This is a genomic window from Rahnella inusitata (genome assembly GCF_003263515.1).
In the GTDB taxonomy this organism is placed as follows: Bacteria; Pseudomonadota; Gammaproteobacteria; order Enterobacterales; family Enterobacteriaceae; genus Rahnella; species Rahnella inusitata.
This window is the reverse complement of sequence record NZ_JYDE01000019.1, coordinates 182546-203720: the sequence shown is the minus strand read 5'-3', so window position 1 is coordinate 203720 and position 21175 is coordinate 182546. Positions and strand designations below refer to the sequence as shown.

The 21175-nt window shown below is 54.9% G+C and carries 18 protein-coding genes; 7 read left to right on the top strand and 11 right to left on the bottom strand.

What is annotated here, in order from left to right:
* Positions 1–325 precede the first annotated feature (325 nt).
* Complete coding sequence (locus TU92_RS12715; protein ID WP_112167589.1) at positions 326–1195, top strand: phosphoribulokinase; 870 nt, start codon at positions 326–328, stop codon at positions 1193–1195.
* Between the two features lie 6 nt (positions 1196–1201).
* On the opposite strand, the gene TU92_RS12710 is transcribed toward TU92_RS12715, so the two are convergent.
* Complete coding sequence (locus TU92_RS12710) at positions 1202–2386, bottom strand: amidohydrolase (protein ID WP_112167588.1); 1185 nt, start codon at positions 2384–2386, stop codon at positions 1202–1204.
* A gap of 15 nt (positions 2387–2401) precedes the next feature.
* Complete coding sequence (locus TU92_RS12705; protein WP_112167587.1) at positions 2402–3592, bottom strand: MFS transporter; 1191 nt, start codon at positions 3590–3592, stop codon at positions 2402–2404.
* A 215-nt stretch (positions 3593–3807) separates the two neighbouring features.
* Between TU92_RS12705 and TU92_RS12700 the strand changes: the two genes are divergently transcribed.
* On the top strand, positions 3808–4716 hold the full coding sequence (locus TU92_RS12700; protein WP_112167586.1) for a LysR substrate-binding domain-containing protein: 909 nt from the start codon (positions 3808–3810) through the stop codon (positions 4714–4716).
* Between the two features lies 1 nt (position 4717).
* On the opposite strand, the gene TU92_RS12695 is transcribed toward TU92_RS12700, so the two are convergent.
* Entirely contained in the window at positions 4718–5125 is a 408-nt protein-coding gene (locus TU92_RS12695; RefSeq protein ID WP_112167585.1) for an OsmC family protein, read from the bottom strand.
* A 361-nt stretch (positions 5126–5486) separates the two neighbouring features.
* Here TU92_RS12695 and crp point away from each other — a divergent pair, with 361 nt between their 5' ends.
* Together crp and TU92_RS12685 are read left to right on the top strand one after the other, a co-directional pair.
* The gene (crp, locus tag TU92_RS12690; RefSeq protein ID WP_056775291.1) at positions 5487–6119 is read left to right on the top strand and encodes a cAMP-activated global transcriptional regulator CRP; all 633 of its coding nucleotides are present in this window, start codon (positions 5487–5489) and stop codon (positions 6117–6119) included.
* A 67-nt stretch (positions 6120–6186) separates the two neighbouring features.
* Entirely contained in the window at positions 6187–8256 is a 2070-nt protein-coding gene (locus tag TU92_RS12685; protein ID WP_208640457.1) for a YccS/YhfK family putative transporter, read from the top strand.
* A gap of 150 nt (positions 8257–8406) precedes the next feature.
* Here the strand turns inward: TU92_RS12685 and argD are convergent, their stop codons facing one another.
* The 8 genes from argD to TU92_RS12645 all read right to left on the bottom strand — a co-directional run bounded on the left by argD (position 8407) and on the right by TU92_RS12645 (position 16395).
* Complete coding sequence (gene argD, locus TU92_RS12680) at positions 8407–9624, bottom strand: bifunctional acetylornithine/succinyldiaminopimelate transaminase (protein WP_112167583.1); 1218 nt, start codon at positions 9622–9624, stop codon at positions 8407–8409.
* Positions 9625–9790: 166 nt separating this feature from the next.
* Positions 9791–10366, bottom strand: a complete 576-nt coding sequence (locus TU92_RS12675; protein WP_112167582.1) for an aminodeoxychorismate synthase component II — start codon at positions 10364–10366, stop codon at positions 9791–9793.
* Between the two features lie 53 nt (positions 10367–10419).
* A complete protein-coding gene (locus TU92_RS12670) occupies positions 10420–11022 on the bottom strand; it encodes a putative adenosine monophosphate-protein transferase Fic (protein WP_112167581.1) in 603 nt (200 codons plus the stop codon).
* Positions 11012–11182: a YhfG family protein gene (locus TU92_RS12665; protein ID WP_112167580.1), complete on the bottom strand. Its 171-nt coding sequence runs from the start codon at positions 11180–11182 to the stop codon at positions 11012–11014. Before TU92_RS12665 ends, TU92_RS12670 begins: the two co-directional genes overlap by 11 nt.
* 96 nt (positions 11183–11278) lie before the next feature.
* Complete coding sequence (locus TU92_RS12660) at positions 11279–12484, bottom strand: aldose 1-epimerase family protein (RefSeq protein ID WP_112167579.1); 1206 nt, start codon at positions 12482–12484, stop codon at positions 11279–11281.
* 242 nt (positions 12485–12726) lie between these two features.
* A complete protein-coding gene (locus tag TU92_RS12655) occupies positions 12727–14250 on the bottom strand; it encodes a helicase HerA-like C-terminal domain-containing protein (protein WP_112167578.1) in 1524 nt (507 codons plus the stop codon).
* Positions 14251–14387: 137 nt separating this feature from the next.
* Positions 14388–14954: a peptidylprolyl isomerase A gene (gene ppiA / locus TU92_RS12650; RefSeq protein ID WP_112167577.1), complete on the bottom strand. Its 567-nt coding sequence runs from the start codon at positions 14952–14954 to the stop codon at positions 14388–14390.
* A 145-nt stretch (positions 14955–15099) separates the two neighbouring features.
* A complete protein-coding gene (locus tag TU92_RS12645) occupies positions 15100–16395 on the bottom strand; it encodes a cytosine deaminase (protein WP_112167576.1) in 1296 nt (431 codons plus the stop codon).
* A gap of 200 nt (positions 16396–16595) precedes the next feature.
* Here TU92_RS12645 and nirB point away from each other — a divergent pair, with 200 nt between their 5' ends.
* From nirB to cysG, 3 genes are all read left to right on the top strand, one after another.
* Positions 16596–19145, top strand: a complete 2550-nt coding sequence (nirB, locus tag TU92_RS12640) for a nitrite reductase large subunit NirB (protein WP_112167575.1) — start codon at positions 16596–16598, stop codon at positions 19143–19145.
* The gene (nirD, locus tag TU92_RS12635) at positions 19145–19495 is read left to right on the top strand and encodes a nitrite reductase small subunit NirD (protein WP_112167574.1); all 351 of its coding nucleotides are present in this window, start codon (positions 19145–19147) and stop codon (positions 19493–19495) included. Before nirB ends, nirD begins: the two co-directional genes overlap by 1 nt.
* A gap of 61 nt (positions 19496–19556) precedes the next feature.
* Positions 19557–20939: a siroheme synthase CysG gene (gene cysG, locus TU92_RS12630; RefSeq protein ID WP_112167573.1), complete on the top strand. Its 1383-nt coding sequence runs from the start codon at positions 19557–19559 to the stop codon at positions 20937–20939.
* The last annotated feature ends 236 nt before the right edge of the window (positions 20940–21175 follow it).

The window sequence follows — 21175 nt, the reverse complement described above, 5'->3', positions numbered from 1 at the left end:
CCGTAATACGTTGATGCGATTACGGATTTTTTTATGCATTAAAAATCACCTCCCGCCTTGCTCTGCCGATATTTAATTCCTTTCATCAGATTTAGCTTTCCATGATTTTGTTTATCGCATTGATTTTATTTTATTTATGTTAGTCGTCGGTCAACAGACCCAACCCGCAATCCAGGTCGCTGAAATAACCGGCGGTCGCCTGTCACTTCTCGAATAAATATGGTAACAATAGGCGTAATTATGCGCAGCGTGGACGCCAGGTCTTCGACCACAGAAAAGACCGCGACACGCCTGCCAGCATCACCTTTATGGAGAAAAGCGCATTATGTCAGCCAAACATCCTGTTATTGCAGTCACCGGTTCGAGCGGTGCAGGCACCACCACCACCAGCCTGGCTTTTCGTAAGATATTCCAACAGCTTGGCCTGCGCGCGGCCGAGCTGGAAGGCGACAGTTTTCATCATTTCACCCGCCCTGAGATGGATGCGGCGATCCGTAAGGCGCGCGATCTGGGGCGTCATATCAGCTATTTCGGGCCGGAAGCCAATGACTTCGGTCTGCTGGAAAAAAGCTTTATAGAATACGGCCAGACCGGTACCGGGCGTTCGCGCAAATATTTGCATACTTATGACGAAGCCGTTCCTTACAATCAGGTGCCGGGGACCTTTACGCCGTGGCAGGCACTGCCTGAGCCAACCGACATTTTATTCTACGAGGGGCTGCACGGCGGTGTGGTCGCGGACAAAATTGACGTCGCCGCGCAGGTTGATTTACTGGTGGGTGTGGTCCCAATCGTTAACCTTGAGTGGATCCAGAAACTGGTGCGCGATACCGGCGAACGCGGCCATTCCCGCGAGGCGGTGATGGATTCAGTGGTGCGGTCGATGGACGATTATATCAGCTACATCACCCCGCAGTTTTCCCGCACGCACATCAACTTCCAGCGTGTGCCGACCATCGATACCTCAAACCCGTTTGCCGCCAAAGCCATTCCGTCACTGGATGAAAGCTTCGTGGTGATCCACTTTCAGGGTCTCGACGACATTGATTTCCCGTATCTGCTGGCGATGTTGCAGGGCTCATTTATTTCACATATCAAAACGCTGGTAGTACCGGGCGGCAAAATGGGGCTGGCGATGGAGCTGATTATGGCGCCGCTGGTGCAGCGCCTGATGGAAGGGAAGAAAATCGAGTAAGCGGGATCAGGCGTCATTCATCAGCAACTGCTGAATGAAACCGACGTGCAGTTTCACGCCGATTTGCAATGCCTCTTCGTCGAGGCGGAAACGCGGGTTATGCACGCCATAAGTCGCGCCGATTTTCTCGTTACCGCTGCCGATAAACAGGAAGCAGCCCGGCACTTTTTGCTGATAAGACGAGAAATCTTCACCGCCAAACAGCGGTTCTGACACTTCACGCAGCGCCCCCGCACCCAGCGTTTTAACAATCACCTGACGCGCAATCGCACAGGCGTCGGGATGGTTATCGCCATTGACGTAGCCGCGCGTCCAGTGAATCTCATACTGCGCCCCGTGCGCCGCGGTAATCCCCGCAATAATCTGCTCCATCAGCTGCGGTACCTGCTCGCGCACGCCACTGTGATGAGTGCGCAGCGTCCCGGCCAGCTTCACGCGCTCAGGAATGACGTTATAGCTTTCGCCAGTCTGGAAGGTCGCGATAGTCAACACCGGCACCTGAAGCGGATCAATGCGGCGCGCCACCACGTTTTGCAACGCCGTCACCACTTCCGCACCAATCACGACCGGATCGATGCACAGATGCGGCATTGAACCATGGCCGCCTTTGCCGGTAATGGTGATGTCGAAATTATCGGTGGAGGCGCAGAAAACGCCCTCTTTCAGACCGACTTCGCCCGTCGGAGAATTAGGCATTACGTGCAGGCCAAAGATTTTCTCCACGCCGTCGAGCACACCTAACTCCACCAGCTCCTGCGCGCCGCCCGGTGGCAGCTCCTCGGCGTGCTGAAAGATGAATCGCACCGAACCGTGCAGCGCGGACTGACACTGCGTCAGCACTTTCGCCGCGCCCAGCAGCATCGCGGTGTGCGCATCATGGCCGCAGGCGTGCATGACGCCCGGCACTGTCGAACAGAACGGCTCGTCGTTTTCTTCCTGAATCGGTAAGGCGTCGATATCCGCCCGCAGGGCATATCTCGGCCCCGGATGTGCGCCCTGTAAATCCGCCACCACGCTGTTGGGCGTCAGGCGTGTCAGAACCAGACCGCCGAAGCTTTCCAGCTGTTGAGCGATATAATCTGCGGTTTTATGCTCCTGAAATGACAGCTCAGGATGAGCATGAATATGTCTGCGCCAGCGCAACACGTCTGTTTTGACCTCAGCCAGCATCGCATCGAAATTAATAGTCATCACACTTCTCCTCAGTTAAGCCGCATCACGCAGCGTTGCGCGCGGTTTCATCGCCAGCGGCAGGATCGCCAGACCGGCCACCACCATCGCCAGCGCCAGAAAAACAAATGTTGAGAGATATCCGTGACTAACGGTGATCAAATATCCCATCGCAATCGGCGCCACAAATCCGCCGAGCGTACCGCCGGTATTAATTATCCCCATTGCAGCGCCCATGACTTCTGAAGGCAGGCGTTTCATCGGCAGCGTGAAAACAGTGACGAACGCCGCCATCAGGAAAATGTAGCCGAGGAAAAGGAAGAGACCGGCGGTCACCGCAGACGTTGAGGTATACACCAGCCAGATGCACAGGGCGCTGAGCAGCGCGCAGCAGAAAATAACCTTCGGTTCATTGCCTTGCATGTAGCGCCCCACCAGCCAGCCGGTCGCCAGCGACGAAATCCAGATGCCGAGCCCGCCGGTGGCCACCACCATGCCGGAGACGTCGAGCGACATACCGCGCTGCTGCACCAGATATTTCGGCAACCACGCCATCAGGCCGTAGGAAGGAATGTTGATGCAGAAAATGGAGACGAACAGCAGCAGGACGATCGGGTTTTTCAGCAGATCGCGGTAGCCGGTCACCGCGCCGGAGCGGGGTTGTGCTGCAGGTGGATTCGGCACGAAGACAATAATCGCGGCGGCAATCACGAACGCCATCAGCCCGAGAATCGAAAATGAGCCACGCCAGCCGACGCTGTCCAACGCAAAGACCGCAATCAGCGGCCCGGCAGTCATCGCCAGCCCGGCGGAGGAGAGCAAAATGGACTGTGCAAACGTACGTTTTTCCACGGCGAAATTCGACACCACCGCTTTGGCGCACGACGAGGGATAACCCGAATGGCCAATACCCGACAGAAAGCGGAATGTCACCAGCAGGCCGAGGCTGAATCCTAACACGCCGAAACATAACGCAAATCCACCGAGCAGGCACAGCGACAGTGCCAGCACTTTTTTATAACCGAAGCGGTCGTTCAGCCAGCCCGCAGGGATTTGAAACAGCGAATACGCCAGGAAGAAAATCCCGGTGATATATCCCAGTTGCTCTGGTTGCAGATTAAATTCGCGCTCGATTGGCAGCAGCGCGAAGCCCATCACCGTTTTGTCGATATACACCACCACATAGCCGACAAACAGCAGGAAAATCATCAGGGAACGACTTTTCATAGCGGATATCCCTTTTTGTTATCACCGTGTCAGAGGTTCTCACTGTCGGGCGAAAGATAAAATGCGACATGCGTCACGTAATCAACTGAATAACAACGCATTATTTATAACAAGACTGACGCTATCAGCTTTACAGCCACGCCATAAGATGCAATTTTTAGGCAGGTGATGCTTTTTACTGATAGGGCGTTTTGAATGATTAACGAGAGGACGTCATGCGCTATTTACCGAAACTTCAGCAACTAAAGGTTTTCCAGCAGGTTATCCGCAGCGGCAGTATTCGCGGCGCGGCGCGGGCGATGAATCAGTCGCAGCCAGCGGTCAGCAGAACGCTGCGCGAGCTGGAGCAAACGCTCGATACGCAGCTTATCGTGCGCGGCAATCAGGGGATGGCGCTGACCGAAACTGGCCGCGCTTTCGCCCAGCGGATGCAGTTCATCCTCGAAGAACTGGAGCGCGCCGCTGAAGAAATCCAGCAGATTAATCAGTATTCGCAAGGCTCGGTGGCGATCGGGTTTTCGTCGCTGCTGGCGCTGACGGTATTTCCGGCGCTGAACGGGGAATTCAAAACCCAGTTTCCGCAGTCAAAGTTGTTGATCAAAGAAGGTCAGCTGTCGGTGCTGCTGCCCGCGCTGCGCGAAGGAAAACTGGATTTCGCCATCGGTACCGCCGGACCGGGATTTCCGCTGGAGGATCTGGTGCGTGAACCGCTGTTCACCGCCCCGTTCGGAATTATCGCCAGACGCGGGCATCCGCTGGCCAACGCCACACGGCTCGAAGAATTACAGGATGCGCGCTGGGTGTTGCCGGAAACGGATATGGGGTACTACCAGCAGCTACAACTGGCGGACGGGTTTTATCAGGCGGGAAGTGAAACGCCGGTGCGCACCGACTCGGTGGTGTGCGGGCTGAATATGGTGTTGCAGTCGGACTATCTGACCATCGTGGCGCGGGCGATGCGTGCGCCGTTCGGTTTGCAGGAGCAACTGTGTCTGCTCAATATCGACACCCTGCCACAGGCAGAATATTGCGTGCTCTATTCGCAAAAATCGCCGCTGACGTTTGCCGCGCGGCGATTTTTGGATTTACTGCGCAATCAGTGCCAGTCATATGACTGGTCATGACTTATTCCGCTTCGATCACTTCAAAACTATGGGTAATCGTGGCCGCTTTGCCGAGCATCAGAGAAACAGAACAATATTTCTCGGCGGAGAGGCTGACGGCGCGCTCTACAATCTTATCGGTCAATGCTTTGCCGGTGACGATAAAATGCAGATTGATGTGCGTGAACAGACGCGGCGCTTCTTCGCGACGTTCTGACGTCAGCTTTACTTCACAATCGCGAACATCGTTACGGCCTTTTTGCAAAATCGACACCACGTCGATCGCGCTGCAGCCACCCGCTGACATCAGCAGCATTTCCATTGGGCTCGGGGCTTTATCGCCCGCATTGCCGTCCATCAAAACCTGATGCCCTGACGCTGATTCACCTAAAAACGTCAGACCTTCCACCCATTTTACGCGTGCGTGCATTTGCTTATCTCCCGGCGCTCTTAAGAATCAAATTTCCACCCCAGACTACCCTTTCACCTAAAAACTGGCAACGTAACCCGATCGCCATCATGCTGAAGCGAGACAACACAAGACAGCATTGCAAACCTGTGTTACAAACAAAGCCGAAACATACTTTCCAGCAAATTGCGGTGACGGTTTTCGCGGTTTAAGAACAGAACCCAAGGTGATAACGGCAATATACAGCCGGTTTCACTCCGACATCCGCTTGCAGCATTTCTGGAGAGCTATATGCTGAAAGGGCGCATTAATATTCAGACGCCGTACAGGGAACTCTGAGCCCTGTAATTTGGGCAGCGATAATAACAGAGGATAATAGCAAATGGTTCTCGGCAAGCCACAAACAGACCCGACTCTTGAATGGTTCCTGTCTCACTGTCATATACATAAGTATCCTTCTAAAAGTACGCTGATTCACCAAGGTGAAAAAGCCGAAACGCTTTACTACATCGTGAAAGGGTCGGTTGCCGTCCTGATTAAAGATGAAGAAGGCAAAGAGATGATACTTTCCTACCTTAACCAAGGTGACTTCATCGGCGAGCTGGGACTCTTCGAAGAAGGTCAGGAACGCAGTGCCTGGGTACGTGCTAAAACTGCCTGTGAAGTGGCTGAAATTTCTTATAAAAAATTCCGCCAGCTGATTCAGGTTAACCCGGACATTCTGATGCGCCTCTCCGCGCAGATGGCAAACCGTCTGCAAATGACGTCTGAGAAAGTCGGTAACCTTGCTTTCCTCGACGTAACGGGCCGTATCGCTCAGACCTTGCTGAATCTGGCCAAACAGCCAGATGCAATGACCCACCCGGACGGGATGCAGATTAAAATCACCCGCCAGGAAATCGGTCAGATCGTCGGTTGCTCTCGTGAAACCGTCGGCCGCATTCTTAAAATGCTGGAAGATCAGAGCCTGATCTCCGCACACGGTAAAACGATTGTCGTCTACGGCACACGTTAATCCCTCAAAAATTGGCGCGGCAGCTTACTGTCGCGCCTTTTTTATGGGCTAAGCTTCCGCTATGACGCTGTGGAGAAGGCTGTTTTATCACCCCGAAGTGAATTACGCACTGCGCCAGACGCTGGTGTTATGTTTGCCGGTCGGCCTGTGCTGGCTGTTCGGGAATCTGCAAATGGGCTTGCTGTTCTCCCTCTGCCCTGCCTGCTGTAACGTCGCCGGTCTTGATACGCCGCACAAACGCTTCTTCAAACGTCTCTTCATTGGTGGTTCGCTGTTTGCGATCAGCAGTATCTTGCTGCAACTGATGATGGAAAACTGGCACATCCCGCTGCCGCTCATCATGCTCTCGCTGGCTTTGCTGCTCGGCGTCACCGGTGAAATCAGCCCGCTGCATGCGCGACTGTTGCCCGGCGCACTGGTGGCGACCATCTTTACCCTGAGCATGGTCGGCGTCAGGCCGATGTGGCAGGCTCCCGCGCTGTTCGCTGCAGGCACTGCCTGGTATGGCCTGTTCAACTGGGCGTGGTTTCGCATCTCCAAAGAGCAGCCGATGCGCGAAACTCTCAGCCAGCTCTATCTGCAACTGGCTGATTATTTCGAAGCCAAATACAGCCTGCTGACGCAGCATATCGATCCGGAAACCGCCTTACCGCCGCTGCTTAAGCGTCAGCAGCAGGTCATCGATCTTATTGCTCTGCTCTATCAGCAGTTGCACATGCTGCCGCAGCATGGCCATCATCATCACCACAAGCGACTGTTCCAGCGTTTTCAGGTGGCGCTGGATTTGCAGGAGCACATCACGGTCAGCCTGCATCAACCGGAAGAAGTACAAAAACTGGTGGAAGAAAGCCATGCCGAAGCGGTGATCCGCCGCAATGCGCAGGTGATTTCCGCCCGGCTGCGCGTCATTGCCGACGACATTCTTTATCACCGGCTGTCAGCGCGTTTCACGATGGCCAACGAATTGGCGGCGCTGGAAAAAATCGCCGCACGCAATCCGGAAAATCCGGTCGGCCAGTTCTGCTATTACCATTTCAGCCGCATTGCACGCCTGCTGCGCACCCAGCGCCCGCTGTACCGCCGTGATCTGATGAACTCTCAGCCGCGTCTGCCTTTCTGGCTGGCGCTGAAAAGTTATCTGTCTTTCAAATCTATCGCCCTGCGCAACGCAGCGCGGCTTGGCATTATTCTGGCGATCGGCAGCAGTCTTGGTTTGTTCTTCAATCTGCCGAAACCCTACTGGATTTTGCTGACCATCATGCTGGTAAGCCAGAACGGCTACAACGCCACCCGCGTGCGGATCCAGCACCGTGCGCTCGGCACGCTGGCCGGATTACTGATCGCCGCCGGATTGCTGAAACTTGAGCTGCCTGAGGGCATTACCTTGTTCTGCATGCTGGTGGTGACGCTGGTGTCGTACACGGTGCTGCGTAAAAACTACGGGCTGGCGATGGTCGGGATGACGGTCACGGCGGTCTACACGCTGCAACTGCTGGCGATGAACGGCGTACACTTTCTGGTGCCAAGGCTTATCGATACGCTTATCGGCTGCGCACTGGCCTTCGGCGGGACTATCTGGCTATGGCCGCAGTGGCAAAGCGGATTGTTGCGTCAAAATGCCCATCAGGCGCTGGCAACCTACCAGGATGCGATCCGCTTACTCCTGCAAGATAATCCAGACGCTGTAAAACTGGCCTATGCCCGTATGCAGGTCAATCAGGCGCATAACAAGCTGTTCACCTCGCTGAATCAGGCAATGCAGGAACCGGGATTTAACTCGCATTATCTTGCAGATATGCGTCTGTGGGTAACGCACAGTCAGTTTGTGGTCGAGCACATCAACGCCATGACCATTCTGGCCCGCGAGCATTACATGCTGCCGGAGGCTCTGGCGACGGAGTATTTGCAGAGTTGTGAAATCGCACTGCAAAGCTGCCAGCAGCGGCTGATCTACGACGGTCCGAGCAGCGAGAACACCCTCATCAACGCTCCGGAGTTACACCCGGATATGCCGCTGACCGAGATGGAGCGCCATCTGCGGCGCGTGATATCACATCTGAGCGTCATGCATACAATTTCATCACTGGCGTGGAAGCAGAGACCGCATCATGGGATCTGGTTGACGCGCAAGGCGTGAAAGGGGTTGGAGGCAGACCGAGTAGTGCTTTGCTCCTCCCCTGCGAAGGGGGAGGAACACAGCGGAGGGCACCGAGCAGAAAATCATGTGATCACTGCGAGTGAGAAACCGAAATTTTCTCGGTTGCGTATTTAAAATGGGATGTAGGGTTTATCCCCCGACAACTTTATCTACGGCTTTCTCAAACCGCCCCATCCCCTCTTCAATATCCGCGAAGTCGATAACCAGTGAAGGGGCAAACCGCATCACATTTGGTCCCGCGATCAGCATCATCAGCCCGAATTCGGCAGCCGCCGCATGAAACTCTCCGGCGCGGTTTTTGAAGCCGTCTGAGAGTTCAGCACCAATCAGTAACCCCTGACCACGGAATTCTTTAAAGATGTGATATTTCTGGTTAATGCCTTCCAGGGCACTGATGAATTTTTCGCGACGCTCGTCGATGCCGGCCAGTACTTCCGGCGTGTTGATAATGTCCAGTGCTGCTTCGGCGACGGCGCAGGCCAGCGGGTTACCGCCGTAGGTGGTGCCATGTTTACCCGGTTCCATGACGGATGCCACGTCTTCTGTTGCCAGCATGGCGCTAACCGGGAAGCCGCCGCCCAGCGCTTTCGCAGTGGTCAGGATGTCCGGCGTCACGCCGTAGTGCATGTAGCTAAACAGCTTACCGCTGCGGCCCATGCCGCTCTGTACTTCGTCCAGCACCAGCAACGCCTGATGTTTGTCACACAGCTCGCGCAGGCCTTGCAGGAACGCCTGAGTGGCAGGCGTCACGCCGCCCTCGCCCTGCACCGGTTCGACCACAATCGCACAGGTATGATCGTCGATAACCGCTTTGACCGCGTCAAGGTCGTTAAACGGCACGTGGACGATGTCAGCGGGTTTCGGGCCGAAGCCGTCAGAGTATTTCGGCTGGCCGCCGACGGACACGGTGAACAGCGTTCGGCCATGGAAGCCGTTGTGGAAGGCGATGATTTTGCTTTTGTACGGGCTGTGGCGATGCGACGCGTAATAACGCGCCAGCTTGAATGCGGCTTCGTTGGCTTCCGCGCCGGAGTTGGCGAAAAATACGCGGTCAGCAAAAGTGGCGTCGATCAGCTTCTGTGCCAGTCGCAGAGCGGGTTCGTTGGTAAATACGTTGCTCACATGCCACAGGGTTTCACCCTGTTCGTGCAAAGCTTTCACCAGCGCAGGATGACAATGTCCCAGCGCGGTCACCGCGATACCCCCGGCGAAATCAACGTACTCTTTACCCTGCTGATCCCACACGCGGCTGCCTTTGCCTTTCACCGGAATAAACTTCGCTGGTGAATAAACCGGCAAAATAACTTTGTCGAACGTGCTCCGGTCTACCGCTGATTTTTCTGCCATAACCCTGCTCCCTTACCTGTTTGCGTCGGTGAGTGGTAACGCTACTCTGAAAATCACACCCTAGTAGATGTGAAAATATAATCACAAAATATGCATAATAAATCACTCACAGGCAAACAGAAATCGCACCTGTCAGGTAAGTAATTTTCTCGATGAATGTAAGCGGTTAGATCTTAAGGAAATTATCCAGAAGCTGATGCCCCTGTTCGCTGAGAATACTTTCAGGATGGAACTGAACGCCATGCAGCGGCAAAGTCTTGTGCATGATGCCCATAATTTCGTCGCGCGTGCCTTCCCGCTCAGTCCACGCGGTGACGTCAAAACAGTCCGGCAGCGTGTCGGGCGCAATTACCAGAGAATGGTAGCGCGTTACGGTCAGCGGATTGTTTAGCCCGGCGAAAACGCTGCTGCCGGTGTGGCGGATCGGTGACGTTTTGCCGTGAATAGCCTGACGGGCACGGACAATTTTCGCGCCAAATGCCTGCGCCATCGCCTGATGCCCGAGGCATACGCCGAGTACTGGCAAACGGCCAGAAAAATGAGTGATGGCCTGCAAGGAAATCCCGGCCTGATCGGGCGTACAGGGGCCGGGAGAAATCACCAGATGCGAGGGTGAAAGGTTTTCGATATCCGCCAGCGTCAGCCGATCGTTACGCATCACTTTGACCTCTGCGCCCAGCTCGCAAAAATACTGATAGAGGTTGTAGGTGAAGGAGTCGTAGTTGTCGATCAGCAGCAGCATAGTGTTCCCGGTAAAGACGAAAATTTACCGGGCAATTCTACGCATATTGTCGATCAATGTTCATCAGCAATTTCGCTGATGACGTCTTTGAAGATCGCCACCAGTTCAGATTCATCACCAAACACCGCCGTTTTGTTGGCATCCAGCCAGCGTTCGCGATCGACGCTTGCCCACTGAATGTCATAACCGGCATGAATAACCAGCTGCTCGGTGAAAATTCTCAGTGCGCGGCCGTTGCCTTCACGAAACGGATGCAGCAGATTCAGGCCGGTGTAGTAATGCGCCAGCCGTTCTGCGAACGCATCCAGCGGCAAACCGACCAGAAACTCTTCATCCTCCAGCTCCTGCATCAGCGCATTGCCTTCCTTTTCGATGTAACCGAAATGGCAAAACTGCGTGTCGTCTTTATAGATGTCGATTTCGCGGAACTCGCCCGCCCACGGATAGATATCCTGAAACAGCGCCAGATGAATAGCGCACAGATGCGGCAACCCCATCACCGACCGGCCAAGTGGCATTGTCGCTGCACGTAACGCAGTGAAGGCCAGTTCGGCTTCGCGCAGACGATGCGCTTCACGGATTTCCAGCCGGTTTTTCAATACGTTGATGCCACGATAGTAGTAAGGATCGGCACCGGCCACGAGTTTATCGTTCATAGTGCCCCCTCAGTTCAGCCAGCCGCTGTGCGATTTGCTCGTTGTCTAACGTCACTACCTCAACCTGCAAACCATCCAGTGCGCTGCTGGCCTGAAAGTTTTGCCGTTGCCGTTCACGAAAAAGTTTTTCCTGCTGTCTGAGCGTCGTTTTCTTCGCCATCATTTTCTCCCTGGCACAGCCATTAGGGCGCATACCTTGTGGAGTTAAGTATAGACAGAGAAAAAAGGGCGCCACGTCCGGCGCCCTAAACTCAGATTATTCAACGGCGATAGGTTGACTGCTGACCTCAGTTTTGTGCTCGCCCTGCAAGGTTTTCACCCTTTGCTCAAGCTGTTGCACTGCTTTGGCATCCGGCAGCAGCGAGTATTTCAGTTCAAATACCGTGCTCTGGCCCGGCTGCAACTGTTTCACGCGGCCCTGCTTACGTTCGATAGTCACCGGATACGCGTAGTTAGTCCCCGGTTCGATACCGGTCACGTAACCTTGTTTCAGCGTGTCGGTATTTTTCCACAGCGTCAGCAAAGGAAGCTGATGGGTATCAAACTCAATCGACGCGCCCTTGTCCCCCGCTTTGTTCACCACTCCCGCCACCGTTTTACCCTGCGCATCGGCCAGTGGCACCATGTTGAAGACCATTTCGTCGAAGCCTTTGGTTGGTCCGGCGTAGGTCTGCCAGTCAGTCAGGCCTTTTTTAGCGTAATCGTTGAACGGAGAAATGGATTTGAGCGGAGCGATAAAGCGTGCGCCCTGTTCAAGGATTGGCTGACCAAAGTTGCTGTGATAGATAATCTGGTAGTCGTGCGGATAATCAGACGCATTGGTCAGGGTATCGTGAATTGTCCAGGACTGGCTGCCCGGCACGTAGCGCAGTTCCGTCCAGGTCTGGAGTTTCGCTTTCTTGAAGGTGTCTTCTTTCAGCAGGCCGCGCACGGTGATTTCAAACGGGGCTTTGTCGGCAATCTCTATTTCTACTTTGGAAGCTGGGGTGTTGCCCGCGCGGCCATGCAGGGTGTAAATCATCCCGTCAGCGGTGACCGGATGGCCGGTCCATTCGAAGCCGCAGCGCACCATCATTTCGTTGAAACCTTCCAGCCAACCCACGCCGTTGCGGCTTTCCAGATTAATATACGCCGGATTTACCACTTCCTGAACCGGTGAATCCCAACCCAGACGGATGTTATCACCGGTCACGTGCAGTAAATCCATACCGCGTGTCGGGCTGAGCGCGATAGTCAGCCCTTTGCTGGTGATAGTAATCACTTTAGAGCCTTCCTGTTTGCCCCCGTGCAGAACTTTTTGCTCAATGCTGAAATCCGCGCTGGCGAGATTCAGCTTTTTGCTATCAGTCTTCCAGTTTCCCAGTTCGGTACCGGCTTCAGCATCCGTCAGCACGATAGTTTGTGCGGCAGCCTGCCACGAAAAAAGCCCCATCACGATCCCGGTTACGAGTAATTTTTTCACATCCACTCCTTTTTGCTGAATTGATTTAGCCCAAAAGCAATTCAGCCTACAAACCCTGCCGGGTGAAAAACGTGACAGCCTTCACTTAGCGGAGTTTTGTATCAAAAACAGCCGTTGTAACGTGCTTCGGATAGCAATCTCAGATGTAGATGAGGGGTTTTTGCAACAAAGAGTGCGAAGTCATGCAGGAATTTACCGGGAATAGCTGACGCGGTTCAGCCACTCCCGGTGAGCAGAGTGGATTACTTTTTGCGGCCGCCCATAATGGAGCCCAACACGCCGCGCAGGATCTGGCGCCCCAGATCGCGCGCGATACTTTTGGTGACGGACTGCACCATGCCGTCGCGTTTACCGCCGCGCGGACCGGTGCTGCCGAACAGGAGGTCATTCAGCCCGCCCATCAGTCCGCCACCGGCAGAGGCTTCCCCCGCGGGCTTCGCCGCGCCCGCAGACTGCGGCGTGGCAACCGTACCAAATCCCTGCGCGGTGATTTTTTCGTAGGCGGATTCGCGATCAATACTGTCTTCGTAACGGCCATACAGCGGTGACTGATTAATCGCTTTATTACGGTCATCATCGCCCAGCATGCCCATTTTGGATTCCGGCGCAATGACCATTGCCCGCTGAACCACTTCCGGACGCCCCTTTTCATCGAGGAAAGAAACCAGCGCCTCGCCCACGCCCAGTTCGGTTATCGCCGTTTCTGCATCGAACGCCGGATTGGCGCGCAGCGTTTGCGCCGCCGCTTTCACCGCTTTCTGATCACGCGGCGTAAAAGCACGCAGTGCATGCTGGACGCGGTTACCGAGCTGCCCCAACACGCTGTCGGGAATGTCCAGCGGGTTCTGAGTGACAAAGTAAATCCCGACACCTTTCGAGCGGATAAGGCGGACTACCTGCTCGATTTTAGTCAGCAGCGCCTGCGGGGCGTCAGTGAACAGCAGATGCGCTTCGTCGAAGAAGAACACCAGCTTAGGCTGTTGCGGATCGCCGACTTCCGGCAAACGCTCAAACAGCTCCGCCAGCAGCCACAGCAGGAACACGGAGTAGAGTTGCGGTTGATTGATAAGCTTATCCGCCGCCAGCAGATTGATGATGCCGTGACCGTTCTTATCGGTCTTCATCAGGTCATTGATATCAAGCATCGGCTCGCCAAAGAACTGATTCGCACCCTGGCTTTCCAGCGTTAACAGGCCGCGCTGGATAGCGCCGATCGAGGCCGGAGAAATATTGCCGTACTGCATCTGAAACTGTTTGGCGTTATCGCCGGTGAACTGCACCATCGCACGCAAATCTTTCATGTCGAGCAGCAGCAGGCCGTTGTCGTCAGCAATTTTAAATACCAGCTGTAACACACCGCTTTGTACATCGTTGAGACTGAGCAATCGCGCCAGCAGCAGCGGTCCAAGGTCAGAAATCGTCGCACGGATCGGATGGCCTTTCTCGCCGAAAATATCCCAAGGAATAATACTGCACGCCTGTGGTTGCCAGTCGGTCACGCCGATATTATTCAGTCGCGCGCTGAGTTTCTCCGAAGGCACGCCTGCTGCGCCAATCCCTGATAAATCCCCTTTCACGTCCGCCAGAAACACCGGGATCCCGATGCGGGAAAACTGTTCGGCCATACGTTGCAGCGTGACGGTTTTACCGGTACCGGTCGCGCCGGTTATCAGGCCATGCCGGTTCGCCAGCGCGGGAAGGATCACCAGATCCTGTATCGGCTTACCTTCACTCATGGCTTTCGCAATCAGACGGGCTTCACTCATTTCATTTTCCTTGAAAGTAGGACGCGAGGGCGTTTATTAAAACCTATTCGTCAGCGGGATGGGCGTCAAGAAACGAAATTGAAAAAGCCCCCGGGATCGGAGGCTTTGAGAAAGGAACGAACAGGCATTTAAAATTATTAAGGCAGCACTTTCGCAGACAGGATCACAATCGGCGTAGTCGGAACGTTCTGGTATGGCCCGACGTTGTCGGTTTTAACCGCAGACATTTTGTCTACCACATCCATCCCTTTGACGACTTTGCCGAAGACGGCGTAACCGAAATCACGCTGGCCGTGATCAAGGAAGGCGTTGTCTGCAACGTTGATGAAGAACTGGCTGGTCGCGCTGTCTTTATCGGCAGTACGTGCCATGGCCACGGTGCCGCGCAGGTTACGCAGGCCGTTGTCGGCTTCGTTCTTGATTGGCGCTTTGGTGGCTTTCTGCTGCATATCAGCTGAGAAACCGCCGCCCTGCACCATAAAACCTGGGATCACGCGATGGAATACGGTGTTGTTGTAGTAACCGCTCTGGGCGTAATCGATGAAATTTTTCACAGAAACCGGTGCCTTCGCACTGTCGAGCTCCAATTCGATATTCCCTGCTGAAGTGGTCAGCATTACGTGAGTTTCACCGGCAGCAAAAACCGGCGACATTGCAGTCAGGGATAGCAGCGCAGTGAAGGCCACTAAAGTACGTTTAAACATGACGGTTCCTTTCTCGTGAATACAAACAGCAGATCTGACTGATTCTAAAGAGCCTTTACGCTCAGCGCCAGACCTTTACCTATATTTACGCTTTCAAAAGATTTATCCAGATATTTCAAAATATTACATCAGATTTCTCAGGCATTTAGCTGTTGAAATCTACCGGATAATCTTTATCGAGATGAATGACAGTTTGTGCTGGCCGGGTTTGTGCAATCACCACGCCCTGACGAACAGAAAAACGCACCGGCGCCTGACGGCGAACCGCATCGAAACCGCTTTCCGCCGCCAGAATCACCAGACTTGCGGCGTTGCCCGTGTCCAGGCCGTAGCCTTGCAAATTCATGGTACGGGCGCTGTACGACGTGATGAGTTTCAGGCCGTGGTCAATTTGCTGATACCCCATCAGCTGGCAAACGTGCAGCCCCATGTGCAGCACTTGTAACATATTGGCGGTGCCAAGCGGATACCAGGGATCGAAAACGTCATCGTGGCCAAAGCAAACGTTAATCCCGGCGTCGAGCATCTCTTTCACCCGCGTGATGCCGCGACGTTTCGGATAGGTATCGAAGCGCCCCTGCAAATGAATATTCACCAGTGGATTAGCAACGAAGTTAATGCCCGACATTTTCAGCAGACGGAACAGCCGCGAGGTATACGCGCCATTGTAGGAATGCATCGCGGTGGTATGGCTGGCGGTCACACGCTCGCCCATGTTTTCGCGCAGGGCCAGCGCGGCGACGGTTTCGACAAAGCGCGACTGCTCGTCATCAATCTCATCGCAATGCACGTCGATCAGCTTGTTGTATTTCTTCGCCAGCGCGAAAGTTTTATGCAGCGATTCCACACCGTATTCGCGGGTAAATTCAAAATGCGGGATCGCCCCCACCACGTCGGCCCCCAGCTTCAGGGCTTCTTCGAGCAGGGCTTCGCCGTCGGGGTACGACATAATCCCCTCCTGCGGAAACGCCACGATTTGCAGCGTTACCCACGGCGCGACTTCCGCTTTCACTTCCAGCATCGCTTTCAGCGCTGTGAGCGTCGGGTCAGACACATCGACATGCGTGCGCACATGCTGAATACCGTTGGCGATTTGCCATTTCAGCGTCTGCCAGGCGCGCTGCTTAACGTCCTCGTGGGACAGCAGCGCCTTGCGTTCCGCCCATCGCTCGATGCCTTCGAACAACGTACCGGACTGATTCCACGCTGGCTGACCGGCGGTTTGAGTGGTGTCGAGATGGATATGCGGTTCGATAAAGGGCGGGATAGCCAGCCCGCCTTCGCCATCCAGAATGTGATCGCCCTGCTCATCATTGTGCGGTTGGGAAAGGATCTGGCGGACAACGCCGTCTTCGATATCTATTTGCCACAGCCCCTCACGGTCAGGCATCCGGACATTTTTAATGGTACGCAAAAGGGTTTTTGGCACGCGCGACCTCATGGATTCAGAAAGACGGTGGAAAGAATGCAATAACAGAACAATAGCCTGAAACTGTTTATAAATCGAAAGGTTACATAAAAACCCAATAAAATCAGTCGAGTACCACCTAGGGAGTATATTGGGAGCGGCTTGATTTGCATCAATACCCCCTGTTACGCGCGCGTTATGTTTAGCCTCAGAAAATCAAAATTGAGGCAATTATGAGCAAAGTCAGACTCGCGATTATTGGTAACGGCATGGTCGGCCATCGCTTTATCGAAGACTTACTGGATAAAGCCGAGCCGGGTCAGTTCGATATCACGGTACTGTGTGAAGAGCCGCGCGTCGCCTATGACCGCGTCCATCTTTCCTCCTATTTTTCCCACCACACCGCCGAAGAGCTTTCGCTGGTGCGCGAAGGGTTCTACGAGAAGCACAACGTCAACGTGCTGATCGGTGAACGCGCCATCACACTGAACCGCAAAGAGAAAGTGATCCACTCCAGCAGCGGCCGCACGGTGGTGTACGACAAACTGATCATCGCCACCGGTTCCTACCCGTGGGTACCGCCGATCCTCGGTTCCGACGGTCAGGACTGCTTTGTTTACCGCACTATCGAAGATTTGCATGCCATCGAAGCCTGTGCCCGTCGCAGTAAACGCGGTGCGGTAGTCGGCGGTGGCCTGCTTGGTCTGGAAGCCGCTGGCGCGCTGAAAAACCTCGGCGTGGAAACGCACGTCGTGGAATTTGCGCCCGGCCTGATGTCTGAACAGCTCGACGTGATGGGCGGCAGTCAGCTGCGCCAGAAAATCGAAAGCATGGGCGTGCAGGTTCATACGGCAAAAAATACCAAAGAGATCGTTCAGGGCGGCAGTACGGCGCGTAAAACCATGGAATTCGCCGACGGCAGCTCGCTTGAAGTCGATTTCATAGTCTTCTCCACCGGTATCCGTCCGCAGGATAAGCTGGCGCGTCAGTGCGATCTGGACATCGCACCACGCGGCGGCATCGTTATCAACGATCAGTGTCAGACCAGCGATCCGGACGTGTATGCCATCGGCGAATGTGCATCGTGGAATCAGCGCACATTTGGCCTGGTCGCGCCGGGCTACAAAATGGCACAAGTCACCGCCGATCACCTCCTTGGCCGTGATAACAGCTTCACCGGCGCGGATATGAGCGCCAAGCTGAAGCTGCTGGGCGTTGATGTCGCGGGGATCGGCGACGCTCACGCCCGCACACCGGGCGCACGCAGTTACGTGTATCTCGATGAGAATAAAGCGCTCTATAAGCGTCTGGTGGTCAGCGAAGACAACAAAACGCTGCTCGGCGCGGTACTGGTTGGCGATACCAGCGATTACGGCAATCTGCTCCAGTTAGTGCTGAACAGTATTCAACTGCCCGAAAATCCGGACGCGCTGATCCTGCCAGCTCATGCGGGCAGCGGCGGTGCGGTGATTGGTACTGACGCCCTGCCGGAAAGCGCGCAAATATGCTCGTGTTTCGACGTCACCAAAGGCGACATTATCAAAGCGGTGCAAGGCGGCTGCCATACAGTAGCGGCGCTGAAATCCGCCACAAAAGCCGGTACCGGCTGTGGCGGCTGTATTCCGCTGGTCACGCAGGTAATGAATGCTGAGCTGAGTAAGCAAGGCATCGAAGTAAATCATCATCTGTGCGAGCACTTCGCCTATTCCCGTCAGGAGCTGTATCACCTGATCCGCGTTGAAGGTATCCGCTCGTTCGACGATCTGCTGAACAAATACGGCAAAGGCTACGGCTGTGAAGTCTGTAAACCGACCGTCGGCTCACTGCTGGCCTCCTGCTGGAATGACTACGTGCTGAAGGCGCAGCACACGCCGTTGCAGGACACCAACGACGTCTTCCTTGCCAACATGCAAAAAGACGGCACCTATTCGGTGATCCCACGCTCACCGGGCGGCGAAATCACCCCGCAAGGGTTGGTGGCGATTGGCGCGATTGCCGCCGAATATAATCTCTACACCAAGATCACCGGCTCCCAGCGTATCGGCATGTTCGGCGCGCAGAAAGATGATTTACCGGCGATCTGGCAAAAACTGATTAATGCCGGATTCGAAACCGGTCAGGCCTATGCCAAGGCACTGCGTATGGCCAAAACCTGCGTTGGCAGCACCTGGTGTCGCTACGGCGTCGGCGACAGCCTCGGTTTCGGCATCAGTCTGGAAAACCGTTACAAAGGGATCCGCACGCCGCACAAAATGAAATTCGGCGTATCGGGCTGTACCCGCGAGTGCTCCGAAGCGCAGGGTAAAGACGTCGGGATTATCGCGACTGAAAACGGCTGGAACCTGTACGTCTGTGGCAACGGAGGCATGAAACCGCGCCACGGCGATTTGCTGGCAGCCGATCTGGACAATGAAACGCTGCTGCGCTATCTCGACCGCTTTATGATGTTCTACATCCGCACCGCCGATAAGTTGCAACGCACCTCGGTCTGGATGGACAACCTCGAAGGCGGCATCGACTATCTGCGTAAAGTGATCATCGATAACAAACTGGGTCTGAACGATCAGCTGGAAGCCGAGCTGGCGCGCCTGCGTGAATCCGCCGTTTGTGAATGGCAGGAAACGCTGAATGATCCGGCTGCGCAAACCCGCTTCACGCACTTTATCAACAGCGCGCAGCGCGACCCGAACGTACAGTTCGTTTCTGAACGCCAACAGCATCGTCCGGCGCGCCCTGACGAACGCATTCCGGTGACGGTGATCGCCGACGGGGAGGAAGTATGATGAGCCAGTGGTTAACACTTTGTTCTGTTGAAGACATTTTGCCGGGCTGCGGCGTCTGTGCGCTGGCCGGTGAAGAGCAGGTCGCGCTATTCCGCCCGTATGCCGATGAGCAGATTTTTGCCCTTTCCAATATCGATCCTTTTGCGCAGGCCAGCGTGTTATCGCGCGGTCTGATCGGCGAGCATCAGGGCGAGTTATGGGTCGCCAGCCCGCTGAAAAAACAGCATTTCCGCCTGACCGACGGCTTCTGCATGGAAGACGATCAGCATTCGATTCCGGCCTATGACGTCCGCGTGCGCGACGGCCATGTCGAAATTTCTACCGCCAGTCTTCAGGCTGAAATCGGCTAATTTTCGTGCCTTTCACGCCGCCTTCGGGCGGCGTTTTCATCTGCTTATGAGATCATCGCTCATGGATTATTTGCCCCTATTTTGTCAGTTAAAAAACAGAGCCTGTCTGCTGGTCGGTGCCGGTGACGTTGCTGAACGTAAAGCGCGTTTGCTGCTCGACGCAGGCGCAGCACTGACGGTCAACGCCCTCACCTTCACGCCGCAGTTTCAGGTATGGGCAGAGGAAGGCAAAGTCCGCCTGCTGAAAGGCGAATTCTCTCCGCTGCTGGTGGATGAGAAATGGCTGGTGGTCGCCGCGACCGATTCCGATTTAGTCAATCAGGAAGTCAGCGAAGCTGCTGAACATCGCCGCGTATTCTGTAACGTGGTGGATGCGCCGGAAAGCGCCAGCGTGATCATGCCATCGATCATCGACCGTTCACCGCTGATGATCGCCGTCTCCTCCGGCGGCAATGCGCCGGTGCTGGCGCGTCTGCTCCGCGAGCGTCTGGAATCCATTTTGCCGCAGCATCTGGGCAAGCTGGCGCAGGTGGCGGGCGGATTGCGGGCGCGGGTCAAAACGCATTTCAGCGACATGTCCGAACGTCGCCGCTGGTGGGAAAAACTGTTCAATCATCATCGTCTGGCGCAGTCACTGGCAAATAATGACGATGCTCAGAGTGAGCAGTATCTGGAGGAACTGTTCAGCGAGCCGGTGGATAAACACGGCGAAGTGATACTGGTCGGCGCCGGGCCAGGTGATGCCGGTTTGCTGACGCTGAAAGGTTTGCAGCAGATGCAGCTGGCGGACGTAGTGGTGTATGACCGGCTGGTATCCGATGCCGTGCTGAATCTGGTACGTCGCGACGCCGAACGGATTTTCGTCGGCAAACGCGCCGGACACCATTGCGTTGCGCAGGAACGTATTAACGAAATCCTGCTGGAACAGGCGCAGATGGGTAAACGGGTGGTCAGGCTGAAAGGCGGCGATCCATTTATTTTTGGCCGTGGCGGCGAAGAGCTGGAAGCGCTGAAAGCAGCTGGCATCGCGTTTTCCGTCGTGCCGGGTATTACGGCAGCGTCGGGCTGTTCCGCCTACAGCGGCATTCCGCTGACCCATCGCGACCACGCGCAGAGTGTGCGGCTGATCACCGGTCATGCTAAGCAGGACGGCGCACTTGACTGGGCGTGTCTGGCGCAAGGCCAGCAGACACTGGTGTTTTATATGGGGCTGACACAGGCGGGAGAAATCCAGCGCCGCTTGCTGGAAAACGGTCTGCCAGCAGAAACGCCGGTCGCGCTGGTAGAGAACGGCACCAGCCAGCAACAGCGGGTCGTCACCGGCGTGCTGACGGAGCTGAGCCATCTGGCAACACAGGTGCAAAGCCCGAGCCTGATCATCGTCGGCAGCGTGGTCAGTCTGCGGGAAAAACTGAACTGGTTTGCCAGTAAAACGCCGCAGTAATCCCCCGATATTTCTGCAAAACTCAAGTCATTTCTCTAATCAATTCATAGAAGTGAAATCCATTTCACTTCTATGCCTGCCTTTATCAGACAATTCCTATAACAGAATATAATTCCTTATTTTGCAAACACTACATTCTGTTTGCAAAATAATCACCCCACACAAATGGAATATTAAGAATCTTCGTCTTAAGCTTAATTTACGCCAACTGTGGCGTATTCCCCCGTGGAGGGTCA